The sequence below is a fragment of the Pseudomonas cannabina genome (assembly GCF_900100365.1).
GTDB classification, from domain to species: domain Bacteria; phylum Pseudomonadota; class Gammaproteobacteria; order Pseudomonadales; family Pseudomonadaceae; genus Aquipseudomonas; species Aquipseudomonas cannabina.
Map to the genome: position 1 here is coordinate 1,281,923 of NZ_FNKU01000001.1, position 23,097 is coordinate 1,305,019.

Genomic DNA, 23,097 nt, shown 5'->3' on the forward strand with positions numbered 1-23,097 from the left:
GTCAGATGCGCTTGGCTTGAGCGGCCGCGTTGCCGATGTAATTGGCAGGCGTAAGCTTCTTCAGTTCAGCTTTCGCTTCAGCAGGCATCTCCAGTCCGTCGATGAAAGTCTGCAGCGCTTCCGGGCTGATGCCCTTGCCGCGTGTCAACTCTTTCAGTTTTTCATACGGGTTTTCAATGTTGTAACGGCGCATCACGGTCTGGATCGGCTCGGCCAGTACTTCCCAGCAGGCGTCCAGGTCGGCGGCGATGCGTTGCTCGTTCAGTTCCAGCTTGCTGATGCCCTTGAGGCTTGCCTCGTAGGCGATGACGCTGTGAGCGAAGCCGACGCCCAGGTTGCGCAGCACGGTGGAGTCAGTCAGGTCGCGCTGCCAGCGGGAGACCGGCAGTTTGCTGGCCAGGTGCTGGAACAGTGCGTTGGCGATGCCCAGATTGCCTTCAGAGTTTTCGAAGTCGATCGGGTTGACCTTGTGCGGCATGGTCGACGAGCCGATTTCGCCCGCGATGGTGCGCTGTTTGAAATAGCCCAGGGAAATGTAGCCCCAGATATCGCGGTCGAAGTCGATCAGAATGGTATTGAAGCGCGCCACGGCGTCGAACAGCTCGGCAATGTAGTCGTGCGGTTCGATCTGCGTGGTGTAAGGGTTGAAGCCCAGACCCAGCTCGTCTTCGATGAACGCGCGGGCGTTGGCTTCCCAGTCGATATCGGCATACGCGGAAAGGTGCGCGTTGTAGTTGCCGACCGCGCCGTTGATCTTGCCCAGCAATGGCACAGCAGCGACCTGGCTGATCTGACGTTCCAGGCGGTAAACGACGTTTGCCAGTTCCTTGCCCAGCGTGGTCGGGGAGGCTGGCTGGCCGTGGGTGCGCGACAGCATCGGCACGTCGGCAAAACGAATCGCCAGCTCGCGAATGGCGTCGGCGATCTGACGCATCAGCGGCAGCATCACGGTGTCGCGACCTTCACGCAACATCAGGGCGTGGGACAGGTTGTTGATGTCCTCACTGGTGCAGGCGAAGTGGATGAACTCGCTGACCTTGTCCAGTTCAGGCAATTTGGCAGCCTGTTCCTTGAGCAGGTACTCCACGGCCTTGACGTCGTGGTTGGTGGTGCGCTCGATTTCCTTGACGCGCTCGGCATGCTCCACGGAGAAGTCTTCAGCCAGGGTGTCGAGGATGGCGTTGGCCTGCGCGGAGAACGCCGGGACTTCAGTGATCTGCGGGTGCGCCGCGAGACGCTGGAGCCAGCGGACTTCGACCATCACGCGAAAACGGATCAGGCCGTATTCGCTGAAAATAGGGCGCAAGGCCTGGGTTTTGCCGGCGTAGCGGCCATCAACAGGGGAAACCGCGGTGAGCGAAGAAAGCTGCATGGGATGCTCTCGGACAGTCGGGCACGAAAAGGGGCGCGTATCATACATGAAAAGTCGGCCGGACCGGAGCCCGCCTACCAGCGTAGACAGCGCCGTGCCTGTGGTGGTGAGGAACATTGCGGCGTGGCGGATCAGCCGTGCAGCAATGGATACAGTTCTTTCAATAACTTGCGACGGCTGAATACCAGTTGCCAGCGATGCCCGCCAACTTGTCGCCACAGTCGCGCCGAGCGGATACCTGCCAGCAGGATGGCGCGGATCTTCGACGCGTTGTTGGGTTGCTGCAGGTTACGCATGTCGCCTTGCACCTGAATGCGCTGGCGCAGAGTGCTGAGCGTGTCCTGATACAGGGCACCGGTGGCGGCAATCACGTTTTCGTGTGCCACGCCGAAATGTTCGACCTGAGACTGAATGACCGGAATGCGTTTGCCGATGATTTCAAGCATGTCATCGCGCTTTGCCAGTTGGCGCTCGAGGGCAAGCATCGACAGAGCATAGCGTAGCGGTTCGCGTTGCAGCGTGGCCGGATCGCGTTCCAGAGCGCTGGCCATGGCGCGATAGCCCTCGTGCAGGTTGAGGTCGTCGCCGCCGTAGACGTCCAGCGTATCCTTGGGGTCAACCACCAGCACGCTGCCCAGCATGCAGCTCAGCGCTACCTCGCTGATCTGCCCGGTCTTGGCGATCCGGTCGACCAGCACGGCGGCCTGGAATACTGCACCCAGAGCGATCAGTTGTTCCTGAATCGGGGTCATCAACGCTTGTCCTTGCTGGTCCAGGGTTCGGCAACTTCAATTACGCCGCCGCCCAGACAGATTTCGCCATCGTAGAACACGACCGACTGGCCGGGTGTGACCGCGCGTTGCGGGTCATCAAATGTGGCCCGGTAGCCATCAGCGGTTTTTTCCAGCGTGCAGGGCTGGTCGCTTTGGCGGTAACGGACCTTGGCGGTCAGCCTGCGCGGGCTGCTCAGATCGATCGGGTTGACCCAATAGATTTCCGAACTGACCAGCGCGCTGGAGAACAGCCACGGATGGTCATTGCCCTGGCCGACGATCAGCTCGTTGTTTTGCAGGTCTTTGACCAGCACGTACCACGGATCGTCGCTGGCGTCCTTGAGGCCGCCAATTCCTAGGCCCTGACGCTGGCCAATGGTGTGATACATCAGGCCGCTATGGCGACCGATGACTTCACCTTCAGTCGTTTTGATCTCACCGGGCTGGGCCGGCAGGTACTGGCGCAGGAAGTCAGTGAAACGCCGCTCGCCAATGAAGCAGATGCCGGTGGAGTCCTTCTTTTTGGCTGTCGCCAGGCCGTGCTTCTCAGCAATCGCGCGCACTTGCGGCTTTTCCAGCTCGCCGACCGGGAACAACGTGCGGGCGATCTGCTCGCCGCCCACCGCATGCAGGAAGTAGCTCTGGTCCTTGTTCGGGTCCAGGCCCTTGAGCAGTTCGGTGCGCCCATCGGTATCACGACGGCGCACGTAATGGCCGGTGGCAATCAGGTCGGCGCCCAGCATCAGGGCGTAATCGAGGAAGGCCTTGAACTTGATTTCCCGGTTGCAAAGGATGTCCGGGTTTGGAGTGCGGCCGGCTTTGTACTCTTCGAGGAAATGTTCGAACACGTTGTCCCAGTACTCGGCTGCGAAGTTGGCGGTGTGCAGCTTGATGCCGATCTTGTCGCACACCGCCTGGGCATCTGCCAGGTCTTCGCGTGCCGTGCAGTATTCCGTTCCGTCGTCTTCTTCCCAGTTCTTCATGAACAAGCCTTCCACCTGATAACCCTGCTCCATGAGCAGTACGGCGGAAACGGAAGAGTCCACGCCGCCGGACATGCCGACTATGACGCGCTTCATTGCTGAGTTCGAGGGGGCTGGATCACGCATGGGGATTCAACGGCTGACCTGTAAAAGGACGCGATTCTAACAGGCTGGAGGCGTCGAGTCTCACGCCTTGTCGCGCAGCAGGTCAAGACTGAAATGTTCGGCATTCAGGTAATCGTCCAAGCAGCGCAAGACCAGTTCGCTACGCCAGCGCGTCTGTTCGGCCAGCAGTTCGTCGCGGGTCAGCCAGACCGGGCCGACGATGCCGTCATCCAGCACGTAGTCCGGGTTGTGGCGCAGGGCCTTGGCGGCGAAGCAGATGCGCTGGTAAGTCACGCCATTGCTGGGCGCTGTGTACAGATAAATACCTGTCACGCTGGTCAGTTCGACGTCCCAGCCGGTTTCTTCAAGGGTTTCCCGAACGGCGGCGTGCTGCAGGCTTTCGTTCGGGTCGAGATGCCCGGCCGGTTGATTGAGTACGCTGCGACCACCTTTCATTTCTTCAACGAAAAGAAAGCGGCCCTGATCTTCGACAATGGTCGCGACGGTAACGTGGGCTTGCCAAGTCATGGAAAGGGGCTCTTGGGTAAATTCAGTCAACCGTAACAGACAGTACGGACAGCGTTGCACGCTATTTTTGCGCGAAATGCAGATCGTGCCTCAGGGCGCTGACGCAGAAGTCGACAAATGCGCGCACCTTCGAGGAGCCGCGGCGGCCTTCCAGGTAAACAACGTGCACCGGCTCCGGCGTGATTTCGAAAGCGTCCAGTACGGATTCAAGCCTGCCGTCCTGCAAATGCTCGCGTATCTGGTAAAACGGCACCTGAGTCAGCCCCCAGCCCTGTAACGCCGCGCCAATGGCCGCCTGATAGGAGGTCAGGCTGAGTCGGGAGCCCACGTCCACTGAATAATCCTCGTTGGCGATCCGGAATAGCCAATGGGGCGGACGTTCAAAGGCGGTGGTCGAGATGGTCGAATGGCGTCGCAGGTCATCAGGATGCTGCGGGACGCCGTGCTTCGCCAGATAGGCGGGAGACGCGCAGACCATGCGCCGCACGCTGCCGGTCGGGATCGCAATAAGGGACGAGTCGGGCAGGGTGCCGATCCTGACGGCTACGTCGATCCCTTCGTCGAGCATGGACACGACTCGGTCCACGAGTATGGCGCGGACGTCGACAGAGGGGTGTTGGTCGAGAAAGCTCGTCAATACCGGCACGACATGCAGCGCGCCGAACATCTGCGGGGCGGTGACCGTCAACGAGCCGGATGGAAGCGCGTGCAGGCCGCCGGCTGCGTTTTCAGCCTCGGCGAGATCGCCAAGCAGTCGACGGCAATCGACGGCGAACCGTTGGCCGGCCTCGGTGAGCCGCATGTTACGGGTGGTGCGCACGACCAGCAGGATTCCCAGGCGGCTCTCCAGGCTTGAGACTGCCCGAGTCACCGTGGCGGTCGACAGGCCTGACTGGCGAGCCACGGCGGCGAAACTGGTGTGTTCGGCCAGGCTGGCAAAAAGGGTCATTTCCTGAATACGGTCCATGCCTCGCCTGCACGCTCTTGCGCTGTCTGATTTGCGCCAGTATTTCAGATATTGAAAGGGTGAATTGATTTTTATGGTGATTCTGCCTGATTTGCGCAACAACTAGGATGGCGGTCAATTCATCCAGTCGGGTTCTGCTATGAACAACTTCGATCCAGCCAGCGCCGAATACGCCGTGGCTGGCGTCAGTCGGCGCAAGGTTTTACAGGCGTCTGCATTAGGCGCGGCCTCGGCGCTCGGTGCGTCGCTGGCGAGCGCTGCGTCTTCCGGAAACAAAACTTTGATCAGGGGAAACACGATGCCTGTTGACGATGCCTTTCGCGTCACGTTTCACAGCCGGAAAGTGGGTGAAGTGGACGTCTTCTATCGCGAAGTCGGCCCCAAGGATGCGCCAGTGCTCTTGCTGCTGCATGGTTTTCCGAGCTCCAGCCACATGTTTCGCACGCTGATGCCGTTGCTGGCGACGCAGTACCGCCTGATCGCCCCGGATCTGCCCGGTTTCGGTAACACCAAAGCGCCGCCACGCGGACAGTTCGATTACACCTTCGACAATCTCTACACCGTGATCGAAGGATTTACCGAGGCATTGGGGCTGAACACGTACGCGTTGTACGTCTTCGACTACGGCTCACCGGTCGGCTTTCGGCTTGCAGCAGCCAACCCGGACAAGGTGACAGCGATTATCAGCCAGAACGGCAACGCTTACCTGGAAGGCTTCAGTGATCAGTGGGGGCCATGGCAGGCCTATTGGCGCGAGCCCTCAGCGGCCAATCGCGAGGCGTGTCGCGCTTCGTTGTCGCCGCAAACCATTCGCGACTGGCAGTACGGGACGGGCGCCGATCCTGAAAAGCTTTCGCCGGATGGCTACAACCTGGACATTCTGTACATGTCGCGGCCCGGTGCAGAGGAAATCCAGCTGGACCTGATTCTCGATTACCGAAGCAATGTGGCGGCGTATCCGTCGTTCCAGGCTTACTTGCGCACGTATCAGCCCGCGTTGCTGGCGGTCTGGGGCAAGCACGATCCTGCGTTCATACCGCCGGGCGCGGAAGCCTTTCGCAAGGACGTCCCGAAAGCTGAAGTGCATCTTCTGGATGCTGGACACTTCGCGCTGGAAACACATGCGCCGGAAATCGCCGAGTACATCCGCGATTTTCTGTCACGTACGCTTAAGGGTTAACGGACCGAATCATGTGTTTCATGGATTATTGGCCAGGCGTCTGAAGTCACGCCTGTTGCTTGCAGGTTCTACGCAAATAAAAATCCCCGGCACCAGGCCGGGGATTTTTTCGAGGCAGTGCTTTATAAAAAGCGCTGCGCCGGTTTGCTGCTTACAACGCGGCGATGGCTGCGTTGAATGTTGCGCTTGGGCGCATGGCTTTGCTGGTTACTTCCGGGTTAGGGAAGTAGTAGCCACCGATGTCCACCGGCTTGCCCTGAACAGCGTTCAGCTCGGCAACAATTTTTTCTTCGTTGTCGGTCAGGGTTTTGGCCAAAGGCGCGAACTGCGCCTTGAGGGCTGCGTCTTCGTCCTGAGAGGCCAGTGCCTGTGCCCAGAACAGGGTCAGGTAGAAGTGGCTGCCACGGTTGTCGATGCCGCCGACCTTGCGCGATGGCGATTTGTTGCGATCCAGAAACTCGCCAGTCGCCTGGTCGAGGGTCTTGGAAAGCACCAGCGCTTTCGGGTTGTTGTACGCGTTGCCCAGGTGTTCCAGCGAAGCTGCCAGAGCCAGGAATTCGCCCAGAGAGTCCCAGCGCAGGAAGTTCTCTTCGACGAACTGCTGAACGTGCTTTGGTGCCGAACCGCCAGCGCCGGTTTCGAACAGGCCGCCACCGTTCATCAGCGGGACGATCGACAGCATCTTCGCACTGGTGCCCAGTTCCATGATCGGGAACAGGTCGGTGAGGTAATCGCGCAGCACGTTGCCGGTCACCGAGATGGTGTCCTTGCCGGCACGAGTACGCTCCAGGGTCAGTTTCATCGCTTCGACCGGCGACAGGATCTGGATGTCCAGACCTGAAGTGTCATGGTCGCCCAGGTACTTCTGCACTTTCTCGATCATCACGCGGTCATGAGCGCGGGACGAATCCAGCCAGAAAATCGCGGGTGTGTTGCTGGCGCGAGCGCGGTTGACAGCCAGTTTTACCCAATCCTGGATCGGTGCGTCCTTGGCCTGACACATGCGCCAGATGTCGCCTGTTTCGACATTCTGCTCCATGAGCAGCTTGCCCTGGCTGTCGGTGACGCGAACCACACCATTGGTCTGGATGTGAAAAGTCTTGTCGTGCGAACCGTACTCTTCGGCTTTCTGCGCCATCAGGCCAACATTTGGCACGCTGCCCATGGTGGTCGGATCGAAGGCGCCGTTTTTCTTGCAGTCGTCGATGACAGCTTGATAGATAGTGGCGTAGCAGCGATCCGGGATCACCGCTTTGGCATCGTGCAACTGACCGTCTGTGCCCCACATCTTGCCGGAGTCACGGATCATGGCCGGCATCGATGCGTCGACGATCACGTCGCTCGGCACGTGCAGGTTGGTGATGCCCTTGTCGGAGTTGACCATCGCCAACTGTGGACGGACCGCATAAACCGCTTCTATATCAGCCTTGATTTCAGCCTGCTTTTCCGCTGGCAGAACGCCGATGCGCTCGTACAGGTCGCCGATGCCGTTGTTCAGGCTGAAGCCGATCTGTTTCAGCGTGTCAGCGTGCTTGGTCAATGCGTCCTTGTAGAACTCGTCGACGATCTGGCCGAACATGATCGGATCGGAGATCTTCATCATGGTTGCTTTCAGATGCACCGAAAACAGCACGCCTTGCTTGCGGGCGTCTTCGATTTCAGCGGCGATGAAGCTGCGCAGCGCCTTGGCGCTCATGACCGAGCAATCGACGACTTCGCCAGCCTTGACGGCGGTTTTTTCTTTGAGGACGGTGGTGGTGCCATCCTGAGCGACCAGTTCGATCTTGACGGTGTTGTCGGCTTCGATCTGAGTGGCTTTTTCGCTGCCGTAGAAGTCACCGTTGCTCATGTGCGCAACGTGGGCTTTGGAATCGGCTGACCAGGCACCCATCTTGTGCGGGTGCTTGCGTGCGTAGTTCTTGACCGACAAAGGTGCGCGGCGGTCGGAGTTGCCTTCACGCAGAACCGGGTTTACGGCGCTGCCCTTGGTCTTGTCGTAACGTGCGCGGGTTTCTTTTTCCGCGTCGGTGGCAGGGTTCTCAGGGTAGTCAGGAATGTTGTAGCCCTGATTCTGAAGCTCCTTGATGGTCGCCTTCAATTGCGGGACCGAGGCACTGATGTTCGGCAGCTTGATGATGTTGGCTTCTGGCGTGGTGGCCAGCTTGCCCAGCTCGGCGAGATGATCCGGCACTTTTTTATCAGCAAGCGACTCCAGGAAGCTGGAAAGAACACGGCCCGCCAGAGAAATGTCGCGTGTTTCCACGTCGATATCGGAGGTTGCCGTGAACGCTTCGATAATAGGCAACAGGGAGTAGGTGGCGAGGGCCGGAGCTTCGTCGGTGAAGGTGTAGATGATCTTCGAGCGGTTGGACATTCGTATTAACTCTCTTTTGCTGAGCATGCACAAAATCTCGATACGCGCAGTCTGTGCGCGTTTGCCCACGGTTCGGCCATGAGCCAGGTCGAGGTTTATTCGCGGTGATGTTGGGTGCATCAGTCGAGCGTCAAGCTGTCGGGTCAGGTTGCGACCCGACGCATAAGGAAGGCCGAGGGTCAGAATAGAGACGGGTCGGCCTTGATGACTCTGCGGTCACGGGGCGAGTATATCAAACCATTGGCACCACGCATAAATGCTATGCGAGCTATCGAAAAATGAATATCCGCCGTTGGTCGAACGAGCAGCCGATGGACCAGGCGTTTGAACAGGCAGGCGCGAGGGGCGAATGGGCGCAGTAGCGGGCAGGTCTTCATAGACGCAGGGGAGAGTATTCTGTTGCACAGCTCGAAGAATGGCTGCCGACTCAGGTGTTTTGGAGTCGGGGCATCAGCGGTGCAATAACCGCTAATTCGATACCCTGGGGAGTCGTGGCGGTACGAGGAAACCGAGCTGCAGTTTCTTCAAGGGCCGACACAAGCTCATTGCATGCCTGGCGATTCAGTTAGCGTGAAATATCCCGTATCAACAATTTTTTGCTACAAACATCTGGCATCAGATGTCGACAGGAATGCGTTCCTGCTGACGTGCGGTCTGCGTATCCTTTGCCGGACTTTCCTGATCGTCTTTTACTGCCCTGATGTTGACCGCATGTTGGCCTTTCGGGCCTTCAATGATGTCAAAGCTGACCTTTTGGCCCGCTTTGACGGTTTTATAGCCGTCCATCTCGATGGTCGAAAAATGAACTAAAAGGTCGTCACCACCGTATTCGTCCTTCTCCGGGTTTTTGCCGTTAACCTTCGCGTTTATGAATCCATACCCTTTTGCATTGTTGAACCACTTGACTTTTCCTTCCTTCATCACAATCTCCCTCTGCAAAGGACTCCCTCAGGAGTATTATCCACTTCAATCCGCCGACCCAAAAAATTTAGGTTGACTGCGCGGACCCTTTTTACCCAATGTGGGCTCTATTGTTTGTAACACCGTTTAGCTGATAGTCAAGGTCATGCGGCATTCCATTTGAAAACCGGCCAGACTGTGACTAGTCGCTCAATCCGCCCTCACACGAACGTTTCTTTCCATGCATGCATTCAGCAAGATTCGACTAACATTCAATCAGGATGGTCCGCAGTCACACGAGGACGACTCGGCAGGCATCGCGGTGCAGGACGCCAAACCGACCCTGCAGGCGCCACCGATTTACAAGGTGGTTTTGTTCAATGATGACTACACCCCGATGGATTTTGTCGTAGAAGTACTCGAGGTGTTTTTTAACCTGAATCGTGAGCTGGCCACCAAAGTCATGCTGGCCGTCCATACAGAGGGACGGGCAGTCTGCGGATTGTTTACCCGCGACATCGCCGAGACCAAGGCAATGCAGGTCAATCAATACGCCAGGGAGAGCCAGCATCCGCTACTCTGTGAGATCGAGAAGGACGGTTAAACGCCGACCACTTGGGTATGAGGTGAAGCTATGTTAAACCGTGAGCTCGAAGTCACCCTCAATCTTGCCTTCAAGGAGGCACGTTCGAAGCGTCATGAGTTCATGACGGTCGAGCATCTCCTGCTGGCTCTATTGGATAACGAGGCTGCAGCCACTGTCCTGCGTGCCTGCGGCGCAAACCTCGATAAACTCAAGCATGATCTGCAGGAGTTTATCGACTCCACCACTCCGTTGATTCCCGTCCACGACGAGGATCGCGAGACTCAGCCGACGCTGGGCTTCCAGCGCGTGCTGCAACGCGCAGTCTTCCATGTACAAAGCTCCGGCAAGCGCGAAGTCACGGGCGCCAATGTGCTGGTTGCGATTTTCAGTGAGCAGGAAAGCCAGGCCGTATTTCTGCTCAAACAGCAGAGTGTGGCCCGGATCGATGTCGTCAATTACATCGCCCATGGTATCTCCAAGGTTCCAGGGCACGGCGAACACTCTTCTGAAGGTGAGCAAGATATGCAGGACGACGAGGGCGGTGAAGCATCTTCCTCAGGCAATCCTCTGGATGCCTATGCCAGCAATCTGAACGAATTGGCGCGTCAGGGACGCATTGATCCGTTGGTCGGTCGCGAAGTCGAAGTCGAACGCGTCGCGCAGATTCTGGCTCGTCGTCGCAAGAACAACCCGCTGCTGGTGGGCGAGGCCGGGGTCGGTAAAACGGCCATCGCCGAAGGTCTGGCCAAGCGCATTGTCGACAACCAGGTCCCTGATCTGCTGGCTAACAGCGTCGTCTATTCGCTCGATCTGGGCGCGTTGCTGGCCGGGACGAAATACCGTGGCGATTTCGAGAAGCGCTTCAAAGCGTTGCTCAATGAACTGCGCAAGCGGCCACAGGCGATCCTGTTCATCGACGAGATTCACACCATCATTGGAGCGGGTGCGGCTTCCGGTGGCGTTATGGATGCGTCGAACCTGCTCAAACCGTTGCTGTCTTCCGGTGATATTCGCTGCATCGGTTCGACCACGTTCCAGGAGTTTCGCGGGATTTTCGAGAAGGATCGCGCCCTGGCGCGACGTTTTCAGAAAGTCGATGTGTCCGAACCGTCGGTTGAAGACACGATTGGCATCCTGCGTGGTCTGAAAAGCCGTTTCGAGCAGCATCACAGCATCGAGTACAGTGATGAAGCCTTGCGCGCGGCGGCAGAACTGGCCTCGCGCTACATCAATGATCGTCACATGCCTGACAAGGCGATTGACGTGATCGACGAGGCAGGTGCCTACCAGCGCCTGCAACCGGTCGAGAAGCGCGTCAAGCGTATTGACGTGCCGCAGGTCGAGGATATCGTCGCCAAGATCGCGCGTGTTCCGCCAAAACACGTCAACAGTTCCGACAAGGAGCTGCTGCGTAATCTGGAGCGTGATCTCAAGCTCACCGTGTTTGGTCAGGATGCGGCGATCGATTCGCTGTCGACTGCGATCAAGCTGTCGCGTGCAGGCCTTAAATCGCCTGACAAGCCGGTCGGTTCGTTCCTGTTTGCCGGTCCTACGGGTGTCGGCAAGACGGAAGCGGCTCGCCAGTTGGCTAAGGCGCTGGGTGTCGAGCTTATACGTTTCGACATGTCGGAATACATGGAACGGCACACTGTGTCCCGTCTGATTGGCGCGCCTCCGGGCTACGTCGGTTTCGATCAGGGCGGCTTGCTGACAGAGGCCATCACTCGCCAGCCGCATTGCGTGCTGCTGCTCGACGAAATCGAGAAGGCGCATCCGGAAGTCTTCAACCTGCTGTTGCAGGTGATGGACCACGGTACGCTCACCGACAACAACGGGCGCAAGGCGGACTTCCGCAATGTGATCGTGATCATGACTACCAACGCCGGTGCCGAGTCGGCCGCGCGGGCTTCGATAGGCTTCACGCATCAGGACCACTCGTCTGACGCGATGGAAGTCATCAAGAAGAGCTTCACACCGGAGTTCCGCAACCGTCTGGACACCATCATCCAGTTTGGCCGTCTCAGCCACGAAGTCATCAAGAGTGTGGTCGACAAGTTCCTCACCGAGCTTCAGGCCCAGCTGGAAGACAAGCGCGTATTGCTCGAAGTGTCCGAGGCAGCGAGAAGCTGGCTGGCGCAGGGCGGTTACGACGCGGCGATGGGTGCCAGGCCGATGGCGCGCCTGATTCAGGACAAGATCAAGCGTCCGTTGGCGGAAGAGATCCTGTTCGGCGAGTTGTCCGAGCACGGCGGCGTTGTGCATATCGACATCAGAGATGGTGAGATCACCTTTGATTTCGAGACCACAGCAGAAATGGCCTGACGCCGCAAACCTTGCCCCGCGCTGTTGATCGATGCGGGGCAGGTCGGCAGCAACGGCTGTTAAAACACGCAAACAAAAACGCCCGGCTTATGCCGGGCGTTTTCGTCAATGACCGATTAACGAGCGCGGTAGGTGATGCGCCCTTTGCTCAGGTCATAGGGCGTCAGTTCTACGCGCACTTTGTCGCCGGTCAGAATACGGATGTAATTCTTGCGCATCTTGCCGGAGATATGCGCGGTTACGACGTGCCCGTTTTCCAACTCCACACGAAACATGGTGTTGGGCAGGGTGTCGACGACAGTGCCTTCCATTTCGAAGCTGTCTTCTTTCGACATGCAGTAAAGCCCTCGGTATACAAATGAGTGGCCCGGTGCAAGTGGCGCCAGGCAAAAGCGGCGTGCATTGTGCCCGAAAAAACATAGTTAAGCCAAGGGGTTCAGTACAGAGTGACCCATCTTTGATTGGTGAGCAGTTCGATAGGGCGATATTGAGTCTTGTAATTCATCTTTTTGCAGTTCTTTATCCAGTAACCCAGATAGACCGCTTGCAACTGAAGCCGCGCGGCCTCGGCGATTTGCCACAGAATGGCGTAGCGGCCCAGACTGCGGCGCTCTTCGTCAGGTTCGTAGAAGGTGTAAACCGCCGAAAGGCCGTTCGGCAATAGATCGGTCACGGCTACCGCCAGCAGGCGCTGTTCGAGGCGAAATTCATAGAATCGCGAAAAAGGCAGATCGCGTACCAGAAATGTCGAAAACTGCTCGCGACTGGGGGGAAACATATCGCCATCGGCATGGCGTTGCTCGATGTAGCGCTGATAAAGATCGAAGTATTCCTGGGTGAACACCGGTTTGGCGCTGCTGACCTGAATATCCGCGTTGCGCTTCAGGATGCGCTTTTGCTGCCGGTCAGGCACGAACAGGCTGACCGGAATGCGCGCAGGCACGCAGGCACTGCAATTTTGGCAGTGCGGGCGGTAAAGATGATCGCCGCTGCGACGAAAGCCCATGTCGGACAGGTCGGCGTAGACTTGAACGTCCATCGGCTGGCTGGGATCGAGAAACAGCGTAGTCGCCTGCTCTTCGGGCAGGTAACTGCACGTGTGGGGTTGGGTGGCATAAAACTTAAGCCTGGCCAGCTCTGTCATCGTTGCCCCCCTTTTGTGGGTGAGTCCATACCTTGAGTGTATGCCAGCCTGTCAAACTCGCCTAGGTGACCAGTCGGCATCGGTCGGCTGGTCCAGATGTCGTGCGAGATAATCGGCGAACGCCTCGCGGGGAATCGCGCGGGCGCCGAAGCTGTGCAGGTGCTGAGTGGGCATCTGGCAATCGATCAGTACGAAGCCCCAGGCAGTCAGGCGCTCTACCAATGTGGCAAATCCGAACTTGGAGGCGTTGTCTGCGCGGCTGAACATGGATTCCCCAAAGACCAGCTGGCCCATCGCCAGGCCATACAGGCCGCCGACCAGCTCGCCCTGATCCCAGACCTCGACACTGTGCGCATGACCGCGCCGGTGCAGTTCCAGATAGGCGTCCTGCATCGAATCGGTGATCCAGGTGCCGTCAGCGTAGCTGCGTGGCGCGGCGCAGGCTTCGATCACACGAGCGAAGTCCTGATCGAAGGTCACCGTGTAACGTGCCTGACGCAGGAGTTTGGCAAGGCTGCGCGAAACGTGCAGCTCTGCGGGGAACAGCACGGTGCGCGGGTCGGGCGACCACCAGAGAATCGGCTGACCATCCTGAAACCACGGGAAGCAGCCGTGCCGGTACGCCTGGATCAGGCGATCGGCAGACAGATCGCCGCCTGCTGCAAGTAACCCGTTGGGTTCACGAAGGGCCTTGTCCAGGGGCGGAAACTTGAGGCTGTTGCGTTGTAACCAGGTCAGCATGGCATCACGACTTTTCGGAAGGGGAGGGCGCCGGGCGCCCGGGAATGCAACTCTGTGCGGCAAGCGTGGTCACAGACGGTTGCCATTATGGCGCGCACCTCACGCTTGCGGTAGGGTGCGGCCACGACAGTCCGGTCGACAGTTCTGGAGGTGTGGACAGTTGGTAAAATCGCACCATAAGCCTTTGTCACAAAACGGAATGCATGCTCAAATTGAACGTTACCGATGAATACCAAGGCTAGCCTGATATTTCCGTGGTTGCAGATCGGTCTGACGCGTTTTCGTACAGACCCCGGCGCACGTAAAGCCGTACAATGCTCGCGTCGGGCGTTATCATTCAAGCGTCTGTCATGCATGTCTTGCAGGCTCTGTCTTCCGTTTTCATGCGGCAGCAGGCCATGCGGTCCGACAGCCGTTTCTGCTCAATCAACGAGATGTTCGCGCTACAGCGCAGGAAATAAAGCGTTTTGAAGAAATCCACCCCAGCACCCAGCGCTGTTCCGCTCTGGCGACAGCAACTGCACTACAGGCTCAAGGAAGGGGCCCTGATCGCCTTTGGCGCCCTGTGCCTTTATCTGATGATGGCTTTGTTGACCTACGATCAGAGCGACCCCGGCTGGAGTCACACCAGCAGCAATGCCGCGCAAGTTCAAAATGCTGCGGGGCGCGCGGGTGCGTTCTGTGCCGACATTCTGTTCATGGTGCTGGGGTATTTCGCCTACATATTCCCGCTGTTGCTGGCAATCAAGGCCTGGCAGGTGTTTCGCCATCGTCATGAACCGTGGCAGTGGAGCGGCTGGCTGTTTTCCTGGCGTCTGATCGGGCTGGTGTTCCTGATCCTGGCCGGTGCAGCGCTGGCGCATATCCATTTTCATTTTTCGGCTGGCTTTCCCGGTTCTGCGGGCGGCGTGCTGGGTGAAGTGCTCGGCGATCTGGCCAAGAAGGCCTTGAATATCCAGGGCAGCACCTTGCTGTTCATCGCGCTGTTCCTGTTTGGCCTGACCGTGTTTACCGACTTGTCGTGGTTCAGGGTGATGGACGTCACCGGCAAGATCACGCTGGACCTGTTCGAGCTGTTCCAGGGCGCCGCCAATCGTTGGTGGACTGCCCGCGCCGAACGCAAGCAGATGGTTGCGCAACTGCGCGAGGTCGACATGCGGGTCAACGATGTGGTGGCGCCCGTCGCCCCGGATCGCCGTGAGCAGGCCAGGGCCCGAGAGCGCTTGATCGAGCGCGAGGTATCGCTGAGCAAGCACATGACCGAGCGCGAGAAGCATGTGCCTGCAGTCATTGCGCCAGCACCGACCAAGCCTGCCGAGCCCAGCAAGCGTGTGCAGAAGGAAAAACAGGCGCCGTTGTTCGTCGACAGCGCTGTGGAAGGCACGTTGCCGCCGATCTCCATTCTTGACCCTGCAGAAAAGAAACAGCTCAACTACTCGCCGGAATCGCTGGCCGCAGTGGGCCATCTGCTGGAAATCAAGCTCAAGGAGTTCGGGGTCGAAGTGTCGGTGGATTCCATTCACCCCGGCCCGGTCATTACCCGTTACGAGATCCAGCCTGCTGCCGGCGTCAAGGTCAGTCGCATTTCCAACCTGGCCAAGGACCTTGCGCGCTCGCTGGCGGTGACCAGCGTCCGGGTGGTTGAAGTCATCCCCGGCAAGACCACCGTCGGTATCGAGATTCCCAACGAAGACCGGCAAATCGTGCGCTTCTCCGAAGTGCTGTCGACGCCGGAGTACGACAATGCCAAATCGCCTGTCACCCTGGCGCTGGGCCACGATATCGGTGGCAAACCGGTGATCACCGATCTGGCGAAAATGCCGCACTTGCTGGTGGCCGGCACAACCGGTTCCGGTAAGTCGGTAGGTGTGAACGCCATGATCCTGTCGATCCTGTTCAAGTCCGGTCCGGAAGACGCCAAACTGATCATGATCGACCCGAAAATGCTGGAATTGTCGATTTACGAAGGCATCCCGCATTTACTGTGTCCGGTCGTGACCGACATGAAGGACGCTGCCAACGCGTTGCGCTGGAGCGTTGCCGAGATGGAGCGCCGTTACAAGCTGATGGCGAAAATGGGCGTGCGTAACCTTTCCGGCTTCAACCAGAAGGTCAAGGATGCTCAGGACGCTGGCGAGCCATTGGCCGATCCGCTGTACAAGCGCGAAAGCATTCATGACGAAGCGCCGTTACTGACCAAGCTGCCGACGATCGTGGTGGTGGTGGACGAGTTTGCCGACATGATGATGATCGTCGGCAAAAAGGTCGAAGAACTCATCGCCCGTATCGCGCAGAAGGCCCGTGCAGCAGGTATCCACCTGATCCTCGCGACCCAGCGTCCGTCGGTGGATGTGATTACCGGCCTGATCAAGGCCAACATCCCTACGCGAATGGCGTTCCAGGTATCCAGCAAGATCGACTCCCGGACCATCATCGACCAGGGTGGCGCCGAGCAGTTGCTGGGTCACGGGGACATGCTGTACATGCCGCCCGGCACCAGCCTGCCGATTCGTGTTCACGGCGCATTCGTTTCCGATGAGGAAGTGCATCGCGTCGTGGAAGCCTGGAAACTGCGTGGCGCTCCGGAATACAACGACGATATTCTTGCCGGCGTGGAAGAGGCCGGTAGCGGCTTTGACGGCGGCAGCAGCGAGGGCAGCGACGACAGCGAGAGCGACGCCCTTTACGATGAAGCCGTGAAGTTCGTGCTCGAAAGCCGTCGTGCCTCTATCTCTGCCGTTCAGCGCAAGCTCAAGATCGGTTATAACCGCGCTGCACGCATGATCGAGGCGATGGAAATGGCTGGCGTCGTAACATCGATGAACACCAACGGCTCGCGTGAAGTCATCGCGCCAGCCCCTATGCGCGACTGAGTCGTACCACCCCCGACTTGCGGCGGCAGCGTGTTTGCACGCTGCCGCATCATCTTCGACACAATGAGGAATCCCATGCGCCTTATCCGCATGCTATTGGCCACTGCACTGACTTTTTCCGTGATCTCCGCCCACGCCGACAGCAAGGACGTGGCACGCCTGACTCAGTTGCTGGAAAAATCCCAGACACTGACTGCACGTTTCTCGCAGCTGACCCTTGATGGCGGCGGCACGCAATTACAGGAAACAGCGGGCGAGATGGCCTTGCAGCGCCCGGGTCTGTTCAACTGGCACACCGACGCCCCGCAGGAACAGTTGATGGTGTCCGACGGCAAGAAGGTCTCTTTGTGGGACCCGGACCTGGAGCAGGTCACCATCAAGAAGCTCGATCAGCGCCTGACCCAGACACCGGCGCTGCTGCTGTCCGGTGATGTTTCGAAAATCAGCGAAAGCTTCGACATCACGGCGAAAGAAGCCGGCGGCGTGATCGATTTCGTACTCAAGCCCAAGACCAAGGACACGCTGTTCGACAGCTTGCGCCTGTCGTTTCGTAACGGTGTTATCAACGATATGCAGTTGATCGACAGCGTAGGCCAGCGCACCAACATCCTGTTCACCGGGGTCAAGGCCAACGAGCCGATTCCTGCGAGCAAGTTCAGGTTCGACGTGCCCAAGGGCGCCGATGTCATTCAAGAGTAAAAGGGTTTAATCCTGACCATGGACCTGTTTAGCCGCGAACCGATTGCTCAGCCGCTGGCTGCACGCTTGCGTGCCACCAATCTGGATGAGTATGTCGGGCAGGAGCATGTGCTCGCGCATGGCAAGCCGTTGCGCGAGGCGCTGGAACAGGGCGCGTTGCACTCGATGATTTTCTGGGGCCCGCCGGGTGTAGGCAAGACCACCCTGGCGAGGTTGCTGGCCAAGGTTTCGGACGCGCATTTCGAAACCGTTTCTGCGGTGCTGGCCGGGGTCAAGGAGATTCGCCAGGCGGTGGAGGTTGCCAAGCAACAGGCCGGGCAATACGGCAAACGCACGATCCTGTTCGTCGATGAGGTGCACCGTTTCAACAAGTCGCAGCAGGATGCGTTCCTGCCATACGTTGAAGACGGCACACTGATCTTCATCGGCGCAACCACCGAGAACCCTTCGTTCGAACTCAACAACGCCTTGCTGTCGCGTGCCCGCGTCTATGTGCTCAAGAGTCTGGATGAAGCAGCCCTGCGCAAGCTGGTCAATCGCGCCCTGACGGAAGACAAGGGCCTCGGTCAGCACAAGCTGAGACTGAGTGAAGAAGGCTTCGCGATGCTCATGGCTGCTGCCGATGGTGACGGTCGCCGCATGCTGAACCTGCTGGAGAACGCCTCCGATCTGGCTGAAGACGGTAGCGAGATTGATATCGAATTGTTGCAGAGCCTGCTCGGTGACAGTCGGCGTCGCTTCGACAAAGGCGGCGAGGCGTTCTACGACCAGATATCGGCCCTGCACAAGTCCATCCGTGGCTCGAACCCTGATGCATCCCTTTACTGGTTCGCCAGAATGATCGACGGCGGCTGTGACCCGCTGTATCTCGCCCGCCGCGTGGTGCGCATGGCCAGCGAGGACATCGGCAACGCCGACCCGCGTGCCTTGCCGTTGTGCATGTCTGCCTGGGATGTGCAGGAGCGACTGGGCAGCCCCGAAGGCGAGCTGGCGGTGGCGCAGGCGATTGTCTATCTGGCCTGTGCGCCTAAAAGCAACGCGGTCTATATGGCGTTCAAGGCGGCGATGCGCGAAGCGGGTGAGCACGGCTCGCTCGAAGTACCGCTGCACCTGCGCAATGCGCCGACCAAGCTGATGAAGCAGCTAGGTTATGGCGAGGAATACCGTTACGCCCACGACGAGCCGGAAGCCTACGCCGCAGGCGAGGACTATTTTCCGGACGAACTGGAGCCGCGTCAGTATTACCAGCCCGTGCCGCGAGGTCTGGAATTGAAAATCGGTGAAAAACTCAAGCATTTGACTGCACTGGACCATGCCAGCCCACGCAAACGGAGAAAGTGATGTTTCAAACTATTCTTGCGGTGTCGATTGCCGGGATCGCTGGTACATTATTGCGCTTTGCTGCGGGTACATGGGTCACGGCCAACTGGCCTCGCTATTTCTATGCGGCGACGCTGGCCGTCAACCTGGTTGGCTGCCTGATCATCGGGGTGCTGTACGGCCTGTTTCTGCTGCGCCCGGAAGTGCCCGTCGAAATTCGTGCCGGACTGATCGTCGGCTTTGTAGGGGGTCTCACGACCTTTTCATCTTTTTCACTGGACACGCTGCGCCTGCTGGAAAGCGGGCAACTACCGCTGGCGCTGGGCTATGCAGGTATCAGCGTATTCGGCGGGCTGCTCGCAACCTGGGTTGGCCTGTCCCTGACCAGACTTTGATAGACGAGAGAACGATATGCTCGATTCCAAACTGTTACGTACTCAACTTCAGGACGTAGCGGATCGCCTGGCTTCCCGTGGCTTTACGCTGGATGTGGCCCGTATTGAAGCGCTGGAAGCTCAGCGTAAAGTGGTGCAGACCCGCACCGAGCAGTTGCAGGCCGAGCGTAATGCCCGATCCAAATCCATCGGCCAGGCCAAACAGCGCGGCGAAGACATTGCACCGTTGATGGCCGACGTCGAGCGCATGGGTAACGAACTGAGCGAAGGCAAGGTCGAGCTGGACGCGATCCAGGCCGAACTGGACGCACTGGTGCTGAGCATCCCGAACCTGCCGCACGAGTCCGTCCCGGTGGGTGCCGACGAAGAAGGCAACGTCGAAGTCCGTCGCTGGGGCACGCCGACTGTGTTCGATTTTGAAGTCAAGGATCACGTCGCGCTGGGCGAAAAATTCGGCTGGCTGGATTTCGAGACCGCCGCCAAGCTGTCCGGCGCACGTTTCGCGCTGCTGCGTGGTCCGATTGCGCGTCTGCATCGCGCGCTGGCGCAGTTCATGATCAACCTGCACATCAACGAGCATGGCTACGAAGAGACCTACACGCCTTATCTGGTGCAGGCACCTGCGCTGCAAGGCACGGGTCAGTTGCCGAAGTTCGAGGAAGACCTGTTCAAGATATCGCGTGAAGGCGAAGCCGATCTGTACCTGATCCCGACGGCTGAAGTGTCGCTGACCAACATTGTGTCGGGCGAAATTCTCGATGCCAAACAACTGCCGCTCAAATTCGTGGCACACACACCGTGCTTCCGCAGCGAAGCCGGTGCGTCGGGTCGCGACACGCGCGGGATGATTCGCCAGCACCAGTTCGACAAGGTCGAGATGGTCCAGATCGTTGCGCCTGACGAGTCCATGGCCGCTCTCGAATCGCTGACCGGCAACGCCGAGCGTGTTCTGCAATTGCTGGAGCTGCCGTATCGCACGCTGGCGCTGTGCACTGGCGACATGGGTTTCAGTGCCGTGAAAACCTACGACCTGGAAGTGTGGATTCCGAGCCAGGACAAGTACCGGGAAATTTCGTCGTGCTCCAACTGCGGCGATTTCCAGGCGCGTCGTATGCAGGCGCGCTGGCGCAACCCGGAAACCGGCAAGCCGGAGCTGGTCCACACCCTCAACGGCTCTGGGCTGGCAGTCGGCCGTACCCTGGTTGCCGTGCTGGAAAACTATCAGCAGGCGGATGGTTCGATTCGCGTGCCGGACGTGCTCAAGCCGTACATGGGCGGCCTTGAGGTCATTGGTTAAATGGAATTCCTGCCGCTGTTCCATAACCTGCGTGGCAGCCGCGTGCTGGTGGTCGGCGGCGGCGAGATCGCCCTGCGCAAATCGCGTCTGATCGCTGAAGCGGGCGCTGTGCTGCGCGTCGTCGCGCCGGAAATCGAAACCCAGCTACGCGAGCTGGTCGCTCAAAGCGGCGGAGAGATGATTCTGCGCGGTTACAGCGAAAGCGATCTGGACGGCTGCGTGCTGATCATCGCGGCAACGGATGACGAGCCACTCAACGCGCAGGTGTCTCATGATGCCCGGCTGCGCTGCGTGCCGGTCAACGTGGTGGATGCGCCAGCGCTGTGTACGGTGATCTTTCCGGCAATCGTCGACCGCTCGCCGCTGGTCATTGCGGTCTCCAGTGGGGGCGATGCGCCGGTGCTGGCGCGCTTGATCCGCGCCAAGCTGGAAACCTGGATTCCGTCCACTTATGGTCAGCTTGCCGGGCTGGCGGCTCGTTTTCGCAACCAGGTCAAAGGTCTGTTTCCGAACGTACAGCAGCGCAGGGCGTTCTGGGAGGAAGTTTTCCAGGGGCCGATCGCAGATCGCCAGCTGGCCGGGCAGGGCGCCGAGGCCGAGCGTCTGCTGATCGCTAAGATCGCAGGCGAGCCGCCTTCGGAAACCGGAGAGGTCTATCTGGTAGGAGCGGGTCCTGGTGATCCGGACCTTTTGACCTTCCGTGCCTTGCGCCTGATGCAGCAAGCGGACGTGGTGCTGTACGACCGTCTGGTTGCGCCGACGATTCTTGACCTGTGCCGACGCGATGCCGAGCGTGTCTACGTCGGCAAACGGCGTGCGGAACATGCCGTTCCTCAGGAGCAGATCAACCAGCAACTGGTCGCGCTGGCCAAACAGGGCAAGCGAGTGGTGCGCCTCAAAGGCGGCGATCCGTTTATCTTCGGCCGTGGTGGCGAGGAAATCGAAGAGCTTGCAGCCCACGGCATTCCGTTTCAGGTCGTTCCGGGCATTACCGCGGCCAGCGGTTGTGCAGCGTACGCGGGCATCCCGCTGACGCACCGTGATCACGCGCAGTCAGTGCGCTTTATCACGGGGCACCTGAAAAACGGTACGACTGACCTGCCGTGGTCCGACCTGGTGGCGCCGGCCCAGACGCTGGTGTTTTACATGGGGCTGATCGGTTTGCCGGTCATCTGCGAACAGTTGATCAAGCACGGCCGCTCTGCCGATACGCCTGCGGCACTGGTCCAGCAGGGCACGACGGTAAATCAGAGGGTGTTTACCGGCACTCTGGCCAATCTTGCCCAACTGGTTGCCGAGCACGAGGTGCATGCACCGACGCTGGTAATCATTGGTGAAGTGGTTCAGTTGCGTGAAAAGCTGGCGTGGTTCGAAGGCGCACAGGCAACGCTCTGAGGTTGAAAACGGATAGCCCGTTCGGGCTATCCATCTCGCTGCAGGCTAACAGGTTACTGTTGCCAGATGCCTTTCCCTGACAGGCGCTCCCGGTCGTGAGTGGCCTGCAGATTCAGCGCAGGCCCCTTGGGAATGATCCCGGTCGGGTTGATGGTGCGGTGACTTCCGTAGTAGTGGCCTTTGATGTGCTCGAAGTCCACGGTCTCGGCAATGCCCGGCCATTGATACAGTTCGCGCAGCCAGTTGCTCAGGTTCGGATAGTCGGCGATACGCCGCAGGTTGCATTTGAAATGGCTGTAATACACTGCATCGAAACGCACGATGCTGGTGAACAGGCGCACATCGGCCTCAGTCAGGTGCTCACCCGTCAGATAGCGCTTCTCGCCTAACAGCGTTTCCAGTGCATCCAGCTCGGTAAATACATCGTCGAAGGCCTCTTCATAAGCACCTTGCGACGTCGCGAAACCTGCCCGGTAGACGCCATTGTTGACGTTCGGGTAGATCTGCTCATTGAGTTCGTCAATCGTAGGCCTTAACGCTTGGGGGTAGAAATCCAGCGTGTTGCCGGTCAGCCCGTCGAATGCAGTGTTGAACATGCGGATGATTTCCGCCGACTCGTTGCTGACAATGCGTTGCTGCTGCTTGTCCCATAACACCGGCACGGTCACGCGCCCGGTGTATTCAGGGTCATCTGCGGTATAGCGCTGGTGAAGGAACTGCACTCCATCCAGAGCGTCGCCGCTGGAGCCTTTATGCTCATCGAAGGTCCAGCCGTTTTCCAGCATCAGCCAACTGACCACTGAAACATCGATCAGGCTGTTCAGGCCCTTGAGTGTGCGCAGGATCAGCGTGCGATGCGCCCAAGGGCATGCCAGTGACACGTAAAGGTGGTAGCGACCGGCTTCAGCCGCAAAGCCGCCTTCACCGGACGGCCCTGCTTGCCCGTCGCGCGTGACCCAGTTACGTCGCTGAGCATTTTCGCGCTGAAACGCGCCGTCTTTGCTGCTTTCGTACCACTGGTCTTGCCAGCGTCCTTCGACCAGAAGGCCCATGTCTGACTCCCGTTACTGAGTGATGGAACTTGGAGGTCAGTTCAAGCGCGTCGGTTCGATCTGAAAAGCGCAAGATTATGGGCGCTGGTTA

Annotated in this window: 21 protein-coding genes; 9 read left to right on the plus strand and 12 right to left on the minus strand. The window is 58.8% G+C overall.

Annotated elements, in window-relative coordinates; translation table 11 throughout:
* Position 1: 1 nt before the first annotated feature.
* The 6 genes from purB to BLT55_RS31700 form a co-directional block, all read right to left on the minus strand.
* Positions 2 to 1,372, minus strand: coding sequence for an adenylosuccinate lyase (gene purB, locus BLT55_RS06065; RefSeq protein WP_055000844.1), 1,371 nt, complete (start codon positions 1,370 to 1,372; stop codon positions 2 to 4).
* Between the two features lie 131 nt (positions 1,373 to 1,503).
* On the minus strand, positions 1,504 to 2,124 hold the full coding sequence (hflD, locus tag BLT55_RS06070) for a high frequency lysogenization protein HflD (protein ID WP_055000843.1): 621 nt from the start codon (positions 2,122 to 2,124) through the stop codon (positions 1,504 to 1,506).
* Positions 2,124 to 3,254 carry a tRNA 2-thiouridine(34) synthase MnmA gene (gene mnmA / locus BLT55_RS06075; RefSeq protein ID WP_055000842.1) on the minus strand — a complete coding sequence of 377 codons (1,131 nt, stop codon included), beginning with the start codon at positions 3,252 to 3,254 and terminating at the stop codon, positions 2,124 to 2,126. Before mnmA ends, hflD begins: the two co-directional genes overlap by 1 nt.
* 60 nt (positions 3,255 to 3,314) lie before the next feature.
* Positions 3,315 to 3,761 (minus strand): NUDIX hydrolase, encoded by a 447-nt coding sequence (locus BLT55_RS06080; RefSeq protein ID WP_055000841.1) that lies wholly within the window; start codon positions 3,759 to 3,761, stop codon positions 3,315 to 3,317.
* 61 nt (positions 3,762 to 3,822) lie between these two features.
* A complete protein-coding gene (locus BLT55_RS06085; RefSeq protein ID WP_055000840.1) occupies positions 3,823 to 4,728 on the minus strand; it encodes a LysR family transcriptional regulator in 906 nt (301 codons plus the stop codon).
* A gap of 114 nt (positions 4,729 to 4,842) precedes the next feature.
* The gene (locus BLT55_RS31700) at positions 4,843 to 5,025 is read right to left on the minus strand and encodes a hypothetical protein (protein WP_139206377.1); all 183 of its coding nucleotides are present in this window, start codon (positions 5,023 to 5,025) and stop codon (positions 4,843 to 4,845) included.
* Position 5,026: 1 nt separating this feature from the next.
* Between BLT55_RS31700 and BLT55_RS06090 the strand changes: the two genes are divergently transcribed.
* On the plus strand, positions 5,027 to 5,908 hold the full coding sequence (locus BLT55_RS06090) for an alpha/beta fold hydrolase (RefSeq protein ID WP_055000848.1): 882 nt from the start codon (positions 5,027 to 5,029) through the stop codon (positions 5,906 to 5,908).
* A gap of 151 nt (positions 5,909 to 6,059) precedes the next feature.
* Here BLT55_RS06090 and BLT55_RS06095 read toward each other — a convergent pair whose 3' ends face one another.
* Together BLT55_RS06095 and BLT55_RS06100 are read right to left on the minus strand one after the other, a co-directional pair.
* The gene (locus tag BLT55_RS06095; RefSeq protein ID WP_055000839.1) at positions 6,060 to 8,282 is read right to left on the minus strand and encodes an NADP-dependent isocitrate dehydrogenase; all 2,223 of its coding nucleotides are present in this window, start codon (positions 8,280 to 8,282) and stop codon (positions 6,060 to 6,062) included.
* Between the two features lie 615 nt (positions 8,283 to 8,897).
* Positions 8,898 to 9,203 (minus strand): cold shock domain-containing protein, encoded by a 306-nt coding sequence (locus BLT55_RS06100; protein WP_055000838.1) that lies wholly within the window; start codon positions 9,201 to 9,203, stop codon positions 8,898 to 8,900.
* 220 nt (positions 9,204 to 9,423) lie between these two features.
* On the opposite strand from BLT55_RS06100, the gene clpS reads away from it, so the two are divergent.
* Complete coding sequence (clpS, locus tag BLT55_RS06105; RefSeq protein ID WP_055000837.1) at positions 9,424 to 9,786, plus strand: ATP-dependent Clp protease adapter ClpS; 363 nt, start codon at positions 9,424 to 9,426, stop codon at positions 9,784 to 9,786.
* Positions 9,787 to 9,816: 30 nt separating this feature from the next.
* The gene (gene clpA, locus BLT55_RS06110) at positions 9,817 to 12,090 is read left to right on the plus strand and encodes an ATP-dependent Clp protease ATP-binding subunit ClpA (protein WP_055000836.1); all 2,274 of its coding nucleotides are present in this window, start codon (positions 9,817 to 9,819) and stop codon (positions 12,088 to 12,090) included.
* A 116-nt stretch (positions 12,091 to 12,206) separates the two neighbouring features.
* Here clpA and infA read toward each other — a convergent pair whose 3' ends face one another.
* The 3 genes from infA to aat form a co-directional block, all read right to left on the minus strand.
* Positions 12,207 to 12,425, minus strand: a complete 219-nt coding sequence (infA, locus tag BLT55_RS06115; protein WP_002553999.1) for a translation initiation factor IF-1 — start codon at positions 12,423 to 12,425, stop codon at positions 12,207 to 12,209.
* Positions 12,426 to 12,526: 101 nt separating this feature from the next.
* Positions 12,527 to 13,234 carry an arginyltransferase gene (locus BLT55_RS06120; protein WP_055000835.1) on the minus strand — a complete coding sequence of 236 codons (708 nt, stop codon included), beginning with the start codon at positions 13,232 to 13,234 and terminating at the stop codon, positions 12,527 to 12,529.
* 51 nt (positions 13,235 to 13,285) lie between these two features.
* Complete coding sequence (gene aat / locus BLT55_RS06125) at positions 13,286 to 13,975, minus strand: leucyl/phenylalanyl-tRNA--protein transferase (protein WP_055000834.1); 690 nt, start codon at positions 13,973 to 13,975, stop codon at positions 13,286 to 13,288.
* A gap of 467 nt (positions 13,976 to 14,442) precedes the next feature.
* Between aat and ftsK the strand changes: the two genes are divergently transcribed.
* The 6 genes from ftsK to cysG all read left to right on the plus strand — a co-directional run bounded on the left by ftsK (position 14,443) and on the right by cysG (position 21,954).
* On the plus strand, positions 14,443 to 16,848 hold the full coding sequence (ftsK, locus tag BLT55_RS06135; protein ID WP_055000833.1) for a DNA translocase FtsK: 2,406 nt from the start codon (positions 14,443 to 14,445) through the stop codon (positions 16,846 to 16,848).
* 75 nt (positions 16,849 to 16,923) lie between these two features.
* On the plus strand, positions 16,924 to 17,547 hold the full coding sequence (lolA, locus tag BLT55_RS06140; protein WP_007249145.1) for an outer membrane lipoprotein periplasmic chaperone LolA: 624 nt from the start codon (positions 16,924 to 16,926) through the stop codon (positions 17,545 to 17,547).
* An 18-nt stretch (positions 17,548 to 17,565) separates the two neighbouring features.
* Positions 17,566 to 18,888 (plus strand): replication-associated recombination protein A, encoded by a 1,323-nt coding sequence (locus BLT55_RS06145; protein WP_055000832.1) that lies wholly within the window; start codon positions 17,566 to 17,568, stop codon positions 18,886 to 18,888.
* The gene (gene crcB / locus BLT55_RS06150) at positions 18,888 to 19,262 is read left to right on the plus strand and encodes a fluoride efflux transporter CrcB (RefSeq protein ID WP_054085161.1); all 375 of its coding nucleotides are present in this window, start codon (positions 18,888 to 18,890) and stop codon (positions 19,260 to 19,262) included. Before BLT55_RS06145 ends, crcB begins: the two co-directional genes overlap by 1 nt.
* A 16-nt stretch (positions 19,263 to 19,278) precedes the next feature.
* The gene (serS, locus tag BLT55_RS06155; protein WP_055000831.1) at positions 19,279 to 20,559 is read left to right on the plus strand and encodes a serine--tRNA ligase; all 1,281 of its coding nucleotides are present in this window, start codon (positions 19,279 to 19,281) and stop codon (positions 20,557 to 20,559) included.
* Positions 20,560 to 21,954, plus strand: coding sequence for a siroheme synthase CysG (cysG, locus tag BLT55_RS06160; protein WP_054080034.1), 1,395 nt, complete (start codon positions 20,560 to 20,562; stop codon positions 21,952 to 21,954).
* 53 nt (positions 21,955 to 22,007) lie between these two features.
* Here the strand turns inward: cysG and BLT55_RS06165 are convergent, their stop codons facing one another.
* Positions 22,008 to 23,006 carry a glutathione S-transferase family protein gene (locus BLT55_RS06165; protein WP_055000830.1) on the minus strand — a complete coding sequence of 333 codons (999 nt, stop codon included), beginning with the start codon at positions 23,004 to 23,006 and terminating at the stop codon, positions 22,008 to 22,010.
* Between the last annotated feature and the right edge of the window lie 91 nt (positions 23,007 to 23,097).